Source organism: Loktanella salsilacus (assembly GCF_900114485.1).
In the GTDB taxonomy this organism is placed as follows: domain Bacteria; phylum Pseudomonadota; class Alphaproteobacteria; order Rhodobacterales; family Rhodobacteraceae; genus Loktanella; species Loktanella salsilacus.
Genome location: NZ_FOTF01000003.1, coordinates 188166 through 201655, shown reverse-complemented (window position 1 = coordinate 201655; position 13490 = coordinate 188166). Strand labels below are relative to the sequence as shown.

At 59.9% G+C, this 13490-nt stretch carries 13 protein-coding genes; 6 read left to right on the top strand and 7 right to left on the bottom strand.

Going from position 1 to position 13490, the window contains the following annotated elements; all coding sequences use genetic code 11:
- The first annotated feature begins 10 nt into the window (after positions 1 to 10).
- The gene (locus tag BM131_RS03805; RefSeq protein WP_090185870.1) at positions 11 to 301 is read left to right on the top strand and encodes a putative quinol monooxygenase; all 291 of its coding nucleotides are present in this window, start codon (positions 11 to 13) and stop codon (positions 299 to 301) included.
- A complete protein-coding gene (locus BM131_RS03800; protein ID WP_090185867.1) occupies positions 298 to 1101 on the top strand; it encodes an N-acyl homoserine lactonase family protein in 804 nt (267 codons plus the stop codon). The genes BM131_RS03805 and BM131_RS03800 overlap by 4 nt, the downstream gene beginning before the upstream one ends.
- 16 nt (positions 1102 to 1117) lie before the next feature.
- Here the strand turns inward: BM131_RS03800 and BM131_RS03795 are convergent, their stop codons facing one another.
- The gene (locus BM131_RS03795; protein ID WP_090185864.1) at positions 1118 to 1804 is read right to left on the bottom strand and encodes a TetR/AcrR family transcriptional regulator; all 687 of its coding nucleotides are present in this window, start codon (positions 1802 to 1804) and stop codon (positions 1118 to 1120) included.
- A gap of 229 nt (positions 1805 to 2033) precedes the next feature.
- On the opposite strand from BM131_RS03795, the gene BM131_RS03790 reads away from it, so the two are divergent.
- Both BM131_RS03790 and BM131_RS03785 read left to right on the top strand, forming a co-directional pair.
- Positions 2034 to 3071 (top strand): efflux RND transporter periplasmic adaptor subunit, encoded by a 1038-nt coding sequence (locus tag BM131_RS03790; protein ID WP_245754127.1) that lies wholly within the window; start codon positions 2034 to 2036, stop codon positions 3069 to 3071.
- Positions 3072 to 3077: 6 nt separating this feature from the next.
- Positions 3078 to 6116, top strand: coding sequence for an efflux RND transporter permease subunit (locus tag BM131_RS03785; RefSeq protein WP_090185861.1), 3039 nt, complete (start codon positions 3078 to 3080; stop codon positions 6114 to 6116).
- A gap of 51 nt (positions 6117 to 6167) precedes the next feature.
- Here the strand turns inward: BM131_RS03785 and BM131_RS03780 are convergent, their stop codons facing one another.
- Positions 6168 to 6626, bottom strand: a complete 459-nt coding sequence (locus tag BM131_RS03780; RefSeq protein ID WP_090185858.1) for an Lrp/AsnC family transcriptional regulator — start codon at positions 6624 to 6626, stop codon at positions 6168 to 6170.
- Between the two features lie 114 nt (positions 6627 to 6740).
- On the opposite strand from BM131_RS03780, the gene BM131_RS03775 reads away from it, so the two are divergent.
- Positions 6741 to 7685 (top strand): DMT family transporter, encoded by a 945-nt coding sequence (locus tag BM131_RS03775; protein WP_090185855.1) that lies wholly within the window; start codon positions 6741 to 6743, stop codon positions 7683 to 7685.
- Here BM131_RS03775 and hydA read toward each other — a convergent pair.
- From hydA to BM131_RS03750, 5 genes are read right to left on the bottom strand one after another with little or no spacing between them, the layout of a single operon-like run.
- Positions 7682 to 9103: a dihydropyrimidinase gene (gene hydA / locus BM131_RS03770; protein ID WP_090185852.1), complete on the bottom strand. Its 1422-nt coding sequence runs from the start codon at positions 9101 to 9103 to the stop codon at positions 7682 to 7684. The two genes, BM131_RS03775 and hydA, sit on opposite strands and share 4 nt — an antisense overlap.
- A complete protein-coding gene (locus BM131_RS03765) occupies positions 9100 to 10356 on the bottom strand; it encodes a cysteine desulfurase-like protein (protein ID WP_245754126.1) in 1257 nt (418 codons plus the stop codon). The genes hydA and BM131_RS03765 overlap by 4 nt, the downstream gene beginning before the upstream one ends.
- A 14-nt stretch (positions 10357 to 10370) precedes the next feature.
- Positions 10371 to 11105, bottom strand: a complete 735-nt coding sequence (locus BM131_RS03760) for an amino acid ABC transporter ATP-binding protein (RefSeq protein ID WP_090185850.1) — start codon at positions 11103 to 11105, stop codon at positions 10371 to 10373.
- On the bottom strand, positions 11102 to 11776 hold the full coding sequence (locus BM131_RS03755) for an amino acid ABC transporter permease (RefSeq protein ID WP_090185849.1): 675 nt from the start codon (positions 11774 to 11776) through the stop codon (positions 11102 to 11104). Before BM131_RS03755 ends, BM131_RS03760 begins: the two co-directional genes overlap by 4 nt.
- Before the next feature lie 54 nt (positions 11777 to 11830).
- A complete protein-coding gene (locus tag BM131_RS03750) occupies positions 11831 to 12616 on the bottom strand; it encodes a transporter substrate-binding domain-containing protein (protein ID WP_090185847.1) in 786 nt (261 codons plus the stop codon).
- A gap of 181 nt (positions 12617 to 12797) precedes the next feature.
- Between BM131_RS03750 and BM131_RS03745 the strand changes: the two genes are divergently transcribed.
- Complete coding sequence (locus BM131_RS03745) at positions 12798 to 13490, top strand: FadR/GntR family transcriptional regulator (protein ID WP_090185844.1); 693 nt, start codon at positions 12798 to 12800, stop codon at positions 13488 to 13490.

The window sequence follows — 13490 nt, the reverse complement described above, 5'->3', positions numbered from 1 at the left end:
AGAGGCTTTTATGTTTGTCGTGACTGTCACCTTTCGCCTGCACCCCGGAACGCAGACGGCGTTTTTGAAATACATGCTGGCCAATGCCGCCCAGTCGCTGGGTGCAGAGCCAGAGTGCCATCAGTTCGACGTCTGCACCGACCCGGCCCGCCCTGATGAGGTGTTTTTATACGAGGTCTACACCGACGCGGATGCGTTTCAGGTTCATCTGAAAAGCGCGCATTTCGTGTCCTTTGACACGGTAGTGCGCGACATGGTGGCGGATAAAACCGTTCAGACCTTTACCGAGGTCTGGCAATGAGCCTGTGGGAAGTTCACGCAATCAAATACGCTGACCGCAATGCGCGTGTGCGCGGCGATAGCTTTATCTTTGATGACAACCACGACGCGCCGCATCCGATGGATTATTTCATGTGGTTGCTGCGGCGCGGGTCAGAGGTGATCCTTGTCGATACCGGCTATGACGACGCCGAGGCCGCGTTGCGCCAGCGCCCCATTCGCATGAACCCCGCCGCCGCCCTTGCCCCCCTGGGCCTGACGCCAGACGATATTACGCAGGTGATCGTCACCCATCTGCATTATGACCACGCGGGCGGGCTGCACCTGTTCCCCAATGCCGCCCTGCATTTGCAGACCGCCGAAATGGCCTATGCCACCGGACCGTGCATGTGCCACGACACCCTGCGCGCGCCTTTCACCGCTGATCACGTCTGCACCGCGATCAAGCGGCTGTATGCTGGCAAAGTCATCTTTCACGATGGTGAAGCACAGGTCGCGGACGGCGTGACGGTGCATTGCATCGGCGGCCATTCACGCGGTTTGCAAGCGGTCCGCGTGCGCACGCAAGCAGGGTGGCTGGTGCTCGCCTCTGACGCGGCGCATTTCTATGAAAACCTGTGGGCGCGCAAACCGTTTCCCATCGTCGTCGATCTGCAGAACATGCTCGATGGCTTTGACACGCTGCAACACCTTGCCTCTGCGCCGGGGCTGATTGTGCCCGGGCATGACCCGCTGGTGCGACAATATTTCCCCAAAGGGGCGGCTGACCATATCTTTCGACTGGATCATGGGCCGACGACGCCGGTGCAAACTAAGGTATAAGGGCGCAGTTCGGCCCTTAGCCCTGTGCCTGCGATGTGCTGGACATCAACGAACATGCTGCCTGAATATCCAAGTGCGGCAACGGCTTGGCAGCAAGCGTTTGCGCGTCGTGCGCATTCAGGCCAAGACCGCGCAGGATCATGTTCACAACCTCTGGCCCGTGCTGGTCGCTAACCCCGCCCTGACTGATCCGCAGGACCGCGCATAGGGTCGCCCCCGCCAGCATATCCAAAGCGATGGGCAGCGGACATGGCAAGAACCGGCCTTCATCAATGCCTTTTTGGATTTGATCGGCGAGATACTGATAGACCAAACTGCTTGGCCCCGCGGTATCAAGGCCGCATTTCGCGACAAAACGCGCGAGCAGCGGCTTGTCCCGCGTCACTTGGATCAGCAAACCAATACCCGCCGCAACCCGTTCAGCGGGGTCAGGGAAACCTGCCACTGTTTCCTTGACCACAAGGATCAGCTCGTCACCAAGTTGATGATTTACAGCAATCAGCAAGTCGCGATTGCTTTGAAAATAGTTATAAAAAGTACCGCGCGACACACCCGCCGCGGCAATCACGTCGTCGATCACCGAGGCATCAACGCCCTTTTCGGCGAAAACGGGGATCGCGCTTTGGACCAGCCGCGCGCGCGTCTTTTCGCGCCGGTCGGCGGCAACGCGGGTGCGGTGGTCAGATGGCGCTGTGTCAGACATGGCGTTCGTCCCCTTCGATGCAGCGCATAACACATTCGCACGCGGACTAAAATGACACTTGCATCATTTTGACACAAATGTCATTCCAGCCGCGAACTTGAATCAAGCTGGGCTTGGACCATCATTTGCCGTGCCCAAACGCAGCCACTACAGTGCAAGCGTAGCGTTTTGGTAAGGTGACACGCGGTAGGTTGATAATATGACCTGACGCCCGACAAAGGAATATTAGGTGAAACAGCCCTTTTTGATCGCGTTTCTGGCCTGCACTTTGGCGATGCCTGCCGTGGCACAATCGCAGGCCCCTTTCGTCAAACTGGAAACAGTCACCTCGCGCGCCGCAGAAGAGCAGCGCGTGTTTTTTGGACGGGTCGTAGCGCGTGAAACCGTCGATCTGGCGTTCCAAGTCGGCGGCCAAATCGAAGAATTCCCTGTCGAAGAAGGCGCCACCGTCAAAGCTGGCGATCTGGTCGCCCGTATGGATCAAGTGCCGTTCGAACTCGCGCTTGCGCAGGCGACCGCGCAGAAAACACAGGCGGATCGCACCGCCGATCGCTACCGCGAATTGGTCGGCAGCTCTGTCACCGAAACGACGCTGCAGGATGCGGATACGCAGGCTGAACTGGCCGATATCGCCGTGCGCAACGCGCAGCGCGATCTGGCCAACGCCACTTTGCATGCGCCATTTGACGGCATCGTCGCCGCCCGCTCTGTGCCCAATTACTCGACCGTGGCGGCGGGCAGCTCTGTGGTGCGCCTGCATGACATGTCTGATTTGCGGATCGAAATCGACGTGCCCGAAACCCTGTTTCAAAGCGCAAGCCGCGATTCCGCGATCCAAGTTTATGCTGAATTCTCATCCAACGACAAAACCTACCCGTTGGAATTGCGCGAGTATAACGCCGAGACAGCGCAAATTGGCCAAACCTATAGCATCACACTGGGCATGACACCGCCCGATGACCTGAACGTTTTGCCCGGCGCGTCGGCCAAAGTGACCGCCCTTTTACCGACCGGCAAGGCGGGCATTATCGTGCCAAGTTCTGCCGTGATCGTGGAAAATGACAATAGCACCAGCGTCATGGTCTTCTCGCCAACCGGCGCAAGCGAGGGCACAGTCGCGGCAACGCCGGTGGACATCACGCCGACCGACAACGGCAAGGTAAAGGTCTTGGCAGGGCTGACACCGGGGCAGGAAATCGTGGTGATCGGGGCCAGCGCGCTGACCGACGGCGACACCGTGCGCCGCTTTGTCGGCTTCGGGAACTAAATCATCATGGATATCGCACGCGCCTCTATCGACCGCCCGGTTTACGCATGGATTATGATGCTGATCTGCCTATTGGGCGGCATCTGGGGCTTTAGCACTTTAGGCCGCCTTGAAGACCCGGCCTTTACCATCAAAACCGCCATCGTCGTCACGCAATACCCCGGCGCATCAGCGGAAGAGGTCGCACTAGAGGTGTCAGAGCCGATTGAGTCCGAAATCCAAAAGATGGGCGAAGTCAAAGACATCCAGACGATGAACCAGCCTGGTTTGTCGTGGATTACGGTCAATATGCGCGACCAATATGACGGCACCGAACTGCCCGCAATCTGGACCAAACTGCGCAACCGTGTCGGCGAAGCGGCCCTGCCCAGCGGCACATCGACACCGTTTATTAACGATAGTTTTGGCGATGTGTATGGCCTGTATTTTGCCGTCACCGCCCCCGGCTTTTCCGACGCCGAGATTAACAATCTGTCGGCTTTTTTGCGCAGGCAACTGCTGGGCGTCGAAGGCGTGTCGAACGTGGCGCTGTCAGGCGTTCCTAACGAGGTGATCTTTGTCGAACCCGATCTGGCGCTAAGCACAACCATGGGGATTCCGCCTGCCGCGATTCAAGGCGCGCTGGCCGGTGCCAATGAGGTTGTTGACGGCGGCACAATTCAAACGCCGGACGGCCGCACGATCATCCAACGCCCCGAAGGGTCTGACAGCGTCGCAGAAATCGCCGCCTTGTCCGTCGGGGTCAGCGGCGAAGTCATCAATTTGGCCGACTTTTCAGAAGTCTACCGGGCGCGGGAAACCAACCCTAACCTGATCATCCGGCACAATGGCGTCGATGCCTTTACCCTTGGCGTTGCCGGAATTGCGACTGAAAACATCGTCGAAGTCGGCAAACGGGTCGAGGCGCGCTTGGCTGAATTGCGCGTCGATATCCCGCTTGGCGTGTCGATAGAACCGATTTACCAACAGCACAAATTGGTCGAAGAAGCCTCGAACGCGTTTCTGATCAACCTGGCGATGTCAGTCGTGATCGTGGTTGTCGTGCTGGCCGTCTTTATGGGCTGGCAGGCCGCAATCGTCGTCGGCACGACCTTGCTGCTGACCGTCGTCGGCACGCTGCTGTTCATGGCCATCGGCTCGATCGAGATGGAGCGGATTTCCCTTGGCGCGCTGATTATCGCCATGGGGATGCTGGTGGATAACGCGATTGTTGTGGCCGAGGGGATGCAGATTTCCATGCGCGGCGGGCAGTCATCCCGCGACGCCGCCTCTGACGCGGCGTCCAAAACGCAGATCCCACTGCTTGGGGCCACGGTCATTGGCATCATGGCTTTTGCGGGGATCGGGCTTAGCCCCGATGCGACGGGCGAGTTCCTGTTTTCCCTCTTTGCTGTGATCGCGATTTCGCTGCTGCTATCATGGGTTTTAGCGATCACCGTGACGCCTTTGTTGGGGCATTACTTTTTCAAACGTGGCAACGGCGATGAAACCGGCGGCTACAATGGCGGGCTTTTTCGCGCCTATGCTGGCGTGTTGCGGGTGTGTCTGCGGTTCCGCTGGCTGGTGGTTGCGGGGTTGGTTGCGACCACGGTTGTTTGCTACGGCCTATTCGGCCAAATTAAGCAGCAGTTCTTTCCCGACAGCAACACGCCGCTTTATTTTGTGCACTACAAGCTGCCGCAAGGGGCGTCGATCCACCAGACTTCTGACGATATTGCCGTACTAGAAAAATGGCTGGCCGAACGTGCCGAGGTGACGGATTATTCCGCCTTCGTCGGCCAAGGCGCGTCGCGGTTTATGCTGACCTATAATTCCGAGGATCCCAATCCCGGCTACGGCCATATGATCGTGCGCGTCACCTCGCTTGATGTGATCGAAGATGAGATGGACGCGCTAGAGGCATACGCGAACAGCGCGATTCCACAGGGTGAATTCCGCGTGAAGCGCTTGGCGTTTGGTCCCGGCGGCGGTGCCCCGATCGAGGTGCGCTTTTCCGGTCCAAACCCCGACACGCTGCGCGACTTGGCGGATCAGGCGATGGCCCGGATGGATGCGGCGTCAGACAACGTCAGCGCGCTTCGTCAAGATTGGCGCGAGCGAGAGCTGGTCCTGCGCCCGATTTATGCCGATGACCGCGCGCAGGATGCGGGGATCTCTCGATCCGATATCACCAAGGTTCTGCAGTTCGCCGTCGAGGGGCTGACAGCTGGCACCTTCCGCGAAGGCGACCGCCAGGTTCCGATCGTCCTGCGCGCGCCGCCCGGCAACGACATGGCCTTAACGGATCACGTGATCTATTCCGAAAGCGGCAACGTGAATGTCCCGATGGTGCAGGTTATCGACGGTTTCGTGTTCGAACCGCAGGACACCTTATTTCACCGCCGCGACCGCGCAGATGTCATCACTGTGGGGGCAGATATTCCCCGCAACATGACCGCGACAGAGGTCATGGCAGAGGTGCAAGCCACCATCGAGGAAATGCCCATTCCAGACGGCTACACGATGGAATGGGGCGGAGAGCTTGAAAGCTCCTCAGACGCGCAGGCGTCTTTGGGCGGGCAATTGCCCATCAGCCTTATCATTATGGTGCTGATTTCTGTGTTACTTTTCAATGCCGTAAAACAACCGGTGATCATCTGGCTGCTGGTTCCGATGTCGGTCAACGGTGTCAGCCTTGCCCTGCTGGGTACGGGCATGCCGTTTACCTTTACGGCCCTGCTTGGCTTGCTATCGCTGTCCGGCATGCTTATCAAAAACGGGATCGTGCTGGTGGAAGAGATCGACCTGACCCGCGAAGCCTATCCCGACATGCCGCTCGACGATGCCATCGTTTCGGCCTCTACCTCGCGTTTGCGGCCGGTGTTCTTGGCGGCGGCGACCACGATTTTGGGCATGTTGCCTCTGATCAGCGACGCGTTCTTTCAGTCGATGGCCGTGACAATCATGGGCGGCCTGGCCTTTGCTTCGGTGCTGACGCTGATCGCGGCCCCAGTGCTGTATTTTCTGTTCTTCAAACGCGCAGCGGCCAAGGCCGCGCAAGCGTGACGCTTGCATGATGCGCGGCGTGGTCATGGACCGCGTCGCGCATCAGTTTCGTCAGTCCAATACGGGAAAGATAGTCGACTGCTTTAAGACGCCATAAGCAAAGCTTGAATCGATCGACGCGATCCCCGGAATATTGTGCAGCTTCGTGCGCACAAAGGCCTCGTAGCCCGCCAAATCCTCGACAAGCACACGCAGCAGATAATCCTCACTGCCTGTGATGACGTAGCAATCAAGGATTTGGGCCGTCTCGCGCACCTTCTTTTCAAACAGATCGACAACTGCGCCGGTATGCCGTTCTAGGCTGATCCGCACCAGCGCCGTGACCGGCAGTCCATAGGCCTTTTCATCCACAATCGCCGTATATCCTTTGATTACGCCGCGTTCCTCTAGCGCGCGGGTACGACGCAGACAGGGCGAGGGGGACAGGTTCACCTGCTGCGCCAAATCTTGATTGGTCAGGCGGCCGTTGTGTTGCAACGCTGCGATGATCTGGCGGTCTTTGCGATCCATTTAGGGGATTCCTTAGCATAATCTGCCAAAGAATAATCGTTCGGGGCAATTATTAGCAATCACCTGCCGATCCATTCATCGTATAAAATGACATCTTTTGCACGCAGGACGATCATGCACAGCGCCCCCCACCCCCTCGGCCTTCCGCGCGTCAATTTCTGGGACACGCACCTGCAACTTATCATCGGATACGCGGCGATAGCTGTGACCGTTCTGGTCTGGGCTGGGTTCGCATTATCGACCCGTGCGGCGGCGGCGTCCCAGTTGACGATTGGCGATGTCGCGATCATCCGGTCCGGCATCCCGGCGCTGGTATTCCTGCCGTTTTTGCCCAAACGCATCGGCATGCTTCGCCGCTTACCGCTGCGCAATTGGGCCATGATCGGGATCGGCGCAGGCGCGCCGTTCTTTTGGCTGGCCGCGTCCGGCGGGGTGCAGACATCGGCCACGCATGTCAGCGCCTTGATCGCCGGGACAGTGCCCGTATCCGTCGCCGTTCTGTCGTGGCTGATGTACCGAGAGCGGCCAAAGCCGTCGGTCGTTGTCGCCTTGGCGCTGATCTTGCTGGGCGTCGCGGCTTTGATCGCGGCCTCTGGCAGCTTGGCCGCGGGCAGCGTGGCAGGCATGGCGATGCTGCTGGGGGCGAGCCTGTTTTGGGCGACCTATACATTGGGCGTGCGGGGCAGCGGGCTTGATCCGGTGGGCTGCGCGCTGGTGTTGGCGCTGCCATCGGCGCTTGTCCTGCCGCCGCTGCTGGCCACCGGCGTGCTGCCTAGCAATCTGGCCCATGTCAGTCTGCACGATGCGCTGCCATTCATCCTTGCCCAAGGCGTCGGGGCCGGGCTGGTTGCGACCCTGACCTATGCCATCGCGATTGCCCGTTTGGGCGCGGCGAAGGCGGCAACGATCGGATCGCTTGCCCCCGCCCTTGCCGCCGTGATGGCAGTGCCATTGCTGGGCGAGGCGCTGAGCATCGGCACCGCATTGGCGGTGATGCTGATCTGCGCGGGCGTCATGTTGGCCAACCGCACCCGCGCCGTCCGGGCCCCTGCCCCCTAGATCATCGCCTGACTGGTACCCCGCGTCTGATAGCGGCCGCCACCTTTGGTCCCGGTGATTACGCCGTCCTGCATGATCGTGTGTCCGCGCAGGATCGTGCGGACCGGCCAGCCTGTAATCTGCATCCCCTCGTATGGGGTATAATCCGATCCGTGGTGCAGATTGTCTTGCGTGATCGCCGCCTGCTTTGCCGGATCCCACAGCGTAATATCCGCGTCGGCCCCGATGACCAACGCACCCTTTTGCGGGTAAAGACCGTATAGTTTCGCCGGATTGGTCGAGGTCAGCGCGACAAAGCGCTCTAGTGAAATGCGGCCCTTGCTGACCCCTTCGGAAAACAAGATCGGCAGGCGGGTTTCAACGCCGGGGATGCCATTGGGCACCCATTTAAAAGACGTCCGCGCCTTTGGATTGTCCTTACCCGTGCCGTTCGAGCCTTCGTAGAAGAACGGGCAGTGGTCGGAGGAGAACACTTCGAACGTGCCGTCGCGCAGACCTTCCCAGATCGCAGCTTGGCTGTCCGCGTCACGCGGCGGAGGAGAGCAGACGTATTTTGCCCCCTCGAAATCCATATTCAGCCCCTTTAGGTCGTCGCGGGTCAGGGCGATGTATTGCGGGCACGTTTCGGCGTGGACCTTCATGCCGCGCTTTTGCGCCCACTGGATCTGCTCCATAGGGTCGCGGCCAGACACGTGAACGATCATCACCGGCACATCGGTTAGCTGGGCGTGGCTGATGGCGCGGTGGGTCGCCTCGCGCTCTGCCACTTGGTGATGCGCTTCGGCGTGATAATAGGGCGCGGTTTTGCCTTCGGATTCCAGCCGGGACGTCATGTATTTGATCGCGTCGTGGCCTTCGGCATGGACCATGACCAATGCCTTTTCACGCCGGGCGACGTCGAACACGTCCAGCAGTTCGGCGTCGTTCAGCACCAGATCGTCATAGGTCATGAAGACCTTGAACGACGTGTATCCGTCACGCACCAAGGCGGGCAGTTCCTGCCCCAGCACCTGCGGCGTGGGGTCGGAAATCACCAGATGGAAGGACACGTCGGTATAGCACTGGCCGTCCGCCTTTTCGTGGTAAGCCGTCACGCAGTCGCGCAGTGACGTGCCTTTCACCTGCATGGCAAAGGGCAAGACCGTGGTGTTGCCCCCCGCTGCCGCCGACCGCGTGCCGCTTTCAAAGTCATCGGCCATGACCGTCCCGTCAGAGGTCGGCTGCGCCAGATGGACATGGGCATCGATACCGCCGGGCAGCACGAAGAGGCCCGTGGCGTCAATTTCCTCTGTCGCGCCTTCGATGCTGGCGGCGATGTCGGTGATGCGCCCGTCCCGCACGCCGATATCGGCGCGAAAACGGTCAGATGCAGTGACGATGGTGCCGCCCCGGATGGCCAGATCGTGCGGCGCGCTCATGATGCAAGCGCTTGGGTAGATACGACTTCGGCCAGCGCGGCGGTCAGTTTATCGACCTGCGCCAGCGTGTTATAGTGCACCATGGACACCCGCAGCACACCGCTGTCGTGGCTTTCATTCAGATCCTCGACCAAGCGGCGCGAATGGAAATCACCAAAGCGGATGGCAATGCCGTAGGCATCCATCGCGCCGGCAATCGCGCCAGAGTCCATGCCGTCAAAGCGGAATGCGATGGTCGGCACGCGCTGCGCGCCCTCGAACCCGCGCCCGACGATATGGCAATCGTTACGGGCCGACAACCATGACAGCAGACGGTCCGCCAGCAGGTTTTCCTGCGCCGTGATGCCGTCAAAGGCGGCTTCCAGCTTTTCGCGGTTGCTGCCCGTGGCCCCAAGGCGGGTGCCTAGTGCGACAAGGTATTCAACCACCGCCGTCGTGCTGTAGGCCAGTTCGTAATTCGGGTTGCCGGGCTCTAGTTTGCCGGGGATTTTGTCCTTGCCATAGAACCAGTGGTATTGGCCATCCAGCTCGCCCAGCAGATCGTATTTGCCGTACATGATCGCCATATGCGGGCCGTAGCATTTATACAGGCTAAAGACGTAGTAGTCGGCGTCCATCGCCTGCACATCAATCGCCCGGTGCGGGGCATAGGCGACGGCGTCGACGCACAGCCGCGCACCGCGCGCATGGACGAAATCGGCGAAGTCACGGATGGGGTTGATCCAGCCAAGGATGTTGGACGCGTGATGGACGCACACCAACTTTGTGCGGTCCGTCATCAGCGGTTCCAGATCCTCTAGCCGCATTGTCATGCTGGCTTGGTCCAGCGGCCAGTTCTTGATGACGATGCCGAACTCTTCCAGCTCTTTCCACGGACCGATGTTGGATTCGTGGTCGGCATGGCTGACGATAATCTCGTCCCCCGGCTGAAACTGGCGGCGCATGGATGCGGCCAGCGTGCGCATCAGTTGCGTAGTCGAGGGGCCGAAGACGATTTCTTCGGGTCGGGCCGCATTCACCAGCGTTTGCGCGGCAACGCGGCCAAGCATCAGCCCTTCGGCAGCGGCTTGGGATACGGCATAGCTGCCGCCGATTTGCACGTTGCGGTGGATCAGGAATTCGCTGATCTTATCCACGACGCCGCCGACAATCTGGCTGCCGCCCGCGTTGTCAAAGAACACCCAGTTCGATGCAAGGCCGGGGAACTGGGATTGCACGAAACCCATGTCGAGCGCGTCTTGTGTATCTGTCATAATGTGGCCTGTCTTTAGTGGTTCAGCACGGCGCCAAGGAAATTGCGCGTGCGGGATTCTGTTGGATGTTCAAGCACCTGCTGCGGTGTGCCGGTTTCGATCACTTCGCCGCCGTCCATGAATATGACGCGGTCGGCGACTTGGGCGGCAAAGCCCATTTCATGCGTGACGACGATCATCGTGACGCCCGTTCCGGCAAGGGATTTCATCACGTCCAGCACCTCGCCCACCATCTCTGGATCAAGGGCAGAGGTCGGCTCGTCGAACAGCAGCACCTGCGGCTCCATCGCTAATGCGCGAGCGATGGCGACGCGCTGTTGCTGACCGCCAGACAGGTGCTGCGGGTATTTGTCCGCCTGTTCGGCAATTCCGACGCGGGCAAGCAGTTGATCGGCCAACTTAGCGGCATCCGCGCGGGACGTGCCGCGCACCCGGCGCGGGGCAAGCATGACGTTGTCGCGCACGGACAAGTGCGGGAACAGGTTGAAGCCTTGAAAGACCATGCCGACCTCTGCCCTGACCTTGGCCAGTGCGCGGCCCGGCACGACGGGAGTGCCATCGACGCGGATTTCGCTTTTGCTGTCGAAGTCTTCCAGCCGGTTGATGCAGCGGATCAGGGTTGATTTGCCAGAGCCGGAGGGGCCGATGACGCAGACGACTTCGCCCTTGCCAATATCAAGGTTGATGCCGCGCAGGGCGTGATAGGTGCCGTAGTATTTGTGCAGATCGCGAATGCTGACATAGCTCATGCCCGGCGCCCCCCGTGATAGCGGCGTTCAAGGTAGGATACGAACAAGACCAGCGGCCACAGGAACGCAATATAGATCAGCGCAGCCCCGATCAGCGGCGAGGGGTTCGCCGTCAAAGCCTGCGCTTGGGTCGCCTGCTTCAACAGGTCCGGCATGGCGACGACAGAGGCAAGCGCGGTGTCCTTGATGACGTTAATCGAATTATTCGTCAGCGGCGGGATCACGATGCGGACGGCCTGCGGCAGGATCACATCGAACATGGTTTGCCGCTGGTTCAGGCCCAGCGCTTCGGCCGCTTCAAACTGGCCATGGGGGATCGCCTCGATCCCGGCGCGGAAAATCTCGGCGGTGTAAGCGCCCGACACCAGCGTCAGGGCCGTCATGGCAGAGGCAAAAGAGGACAAGCGCAGGCCGAGGAAGGGCAGCGCGTAGTAGATGACGATCAGCAGCACCAGCAGCGGGATCGACCGAAAGATGTCGATATAAAGCCGCATGAGCAGGCGCACAGGTTTGACGGCGTAAAGGCCCAGCAAGGCCACAACTAATCCCAGCGCCAGCCCGGCAATGATACTGGCAGCGCCCAGTTGCAGCGTCAGCCACAGCCCGTCCAGCAGCATCGGCAGGCTACGGCGCAGCACCGCCATGTTCAAAAAGGTGTCGAAAAAGTCCATGAGCGTCTTTCAGTCAAGGTCGCACGGCCCCGGTTAGGGCCGTGCTTTTGGCGCTTAGTTCAAGGTGGGCATATCCATGACGGTCACGGTCGATGTCGTGTCTTCTGGGGTCGCGCCGAACCACTTTTCATGCAGGGCAGCGACGGTGCCGTCCTCTTTCAACGCGCTCAACACGTCGTTTACTTCGGTGGCCAGCGGCGCGTCCTTGGCGAACATCATAGAATAGGCTTCGCCGGTGGCGATCCGCTGGACGACCTTCAGCTCTGGCTTGTCCTTGACGTAATACTGCAGCGCCGGAATGTCAGAGATGTAGCCAGCGATCCGGCCAGCCGCGAGGTCGAGCATGGCAGGCGCAAGACCTTCGTAGCGGTTGATCGTGGCAAAGCCGTATTCAGCCGCATTTTCAGTCGCCCACATGTCGCCTGTGGAACCGGTATCGACACCGACGACCTTGCCCGACATCTCATCCAAGGACGCGGGGCCGTCTGCGGCCACGGTCAGCGACTGGTCGCTGTCATAATAGGGCTGGGCGAAGGTCACGGACTCAAGGCGTTCCTGCGTGATCGTGATCGAGGACATGGCGATATCGACCCGGCCCGATTGCACGGCAGAGAACAGGCCCTGAAACGGGATGTTCACGATTTCCACGCCGCGGCCCAGTTTTTCGGCGACGGCATTGACCAGATCAACTTCGAACCCGACGTTGGCCCCGGTGTCGTCCTGAAATTCCCACGGCACGTTGCCGATGTTTGCGCCGACTTGCAGGTCTTGCGCTGTGGCGGCGGTGCCCATGGTAGCGGCCAGTGCAATGGCGGCAATTTTGCTAAACGATGAAATCATGTTGCTGTTTTCCCTGTTGCTGATGTGAATATTGCTTCACTATTGGTCTGACCGGTCAGACCGGTCTGACCAATAGCAAGCACACAGATCGCCATCTGGCAAGGCTTGGCACTGGGGAAATCGGAAATCAGGCGCTATACGCATAAAAATGCGCCAAATCGAGAGTTGCAGGATGAATCACATGAGCGGCAAGAGTAGCGTCACCCAGACTGTCGCCCGCAGGCTGCAAGAGATGATCAAGTCCGGCGAGCTGTCCAAGGACGAGAAAATTCCCTCTCAGCGTATCTTGTCTGAACAGTTGCAGGTATCGCGCGCCTCGCTTCGTGAAGCGCTGCTTACCCTAGAGACGCTGGGCCTTGTGCGCACCCTGCCCGCGCGCGGCACCTTTGTGACGGGGACAGAGGTATCGACTGACGCAGGCCAACAATCGTGGCGATTTGACGGTCAATTCACAATCAGCGACGTGTTTCAGTCGCGCCTGTTGATCGAAACAGAGCTTTGCCGCCTTGCCGCGCCGCACATAACCGACGTGATCGCCGACCGTCTGCACCGTGCAACGCAGCAGTTCGAAGACGCGTGGACCGCTGGCGATCTGGTCACCCACGTCGAGGCAGACCTGACCTTTCATGGTCTGATCATGGAAGCCTGCCCGAATGCCATGCTGCGGCAGCTGTATCAGTCGGTGCGCGACAAGATGACCGAAAGCCAACGCGTGCCGATTCCGAACACGGCTGTCGCGCGGATGAGCGGATCCATCAGCGAGCATCGCGCCATTCTAGAAGCGCTGCGCCAGCACGACCCTGCGCAGGCTGCCGCCGCGATGGCCGCGCATATCCGCAATACCGCCGCCTGCGCCGGGGTATCACTGGGTTAG

Coding starts and splice junctions, on each gene's coding strand:
- BM131_RS03805 (WP_090185870.1), top strand. CDS start 11: ATGTTTGTCGTGACTGTCACCTTTCGCCTGCACCCCGGAACGCAGACG.
- BM131_RS03800 (WP_090185867.1), top strand. CDS start 298: ATGAGCCTGTGGGAAGTTCACGCAATCAAATACGCTGACCGCAATGCG.
- BM131_RS03795 (WP_090185864.1), bottom strand. CDS start 1,804: ATGTCTGACACAGCGCCATCTGACCACCGCACCCGCGTTGCCGCCGAC.
- BM131_RS03785 (WP_090185861.1), top strand. CDS start 3,078: ATGGATATCGCACGCGCCTCTATCGACCGCCCGGTTTACGCATGGATT.
- BM131_RS03780 (WP_090185858.1), bottom strand. CDS start 6,626: ATGGATCGCAAAGACCGCCAGATCATCGCAGCGTTGCAACACAACGGC.
- BM131_RS03775 (WP_090185855.1), top strand. CDS start 6,741: ATGCACAGCGCCCCCCACCCCCTCGGCCTTCCGCGCGTCAATTTCTGG.
- hydA (WP_090185852.1), bottom strand. CDS start 9,103: ATGAGCGCGCCGCACGATCTGGCCATCCGGGGCGGCACCATCGTCACT.
- BM131_RS03765 (WP_245754126.1), bottom strand. CDS start 10,356: ATGACAGATACACAAGACGCGCTCGACATGGGTTTCGTGCAATCCCAG.
- BM131_RS03760 (WP_090185850.1), bottom strand. CDS start 11,105: ATGAGCTATGTCAGCATTCGCGATCTGCACAAATACTACGGCACCTAT.
- BM131_RS03755 (WP_090185849.1), bottom strand. CDS start 11,776: ATGGACTTTTTCGACACCTTTTTGAACATGGCGGTGCTGCGCCGTAGC.
- BM131_RS03750 (WP_090185847.1), bottom strand. CDS start 12,616: ATGATTTCATCGTTTAGCAAAATTGCCGCCATTGCACTGGCCGCTACC.
- BM131_RS03745 (WP_090185844.1), top strand. CDS start 12,798: ATGAGCGGCAAGAGTAGCGTCACCCAGACTGTCGCCCGCAGGCTGCAA.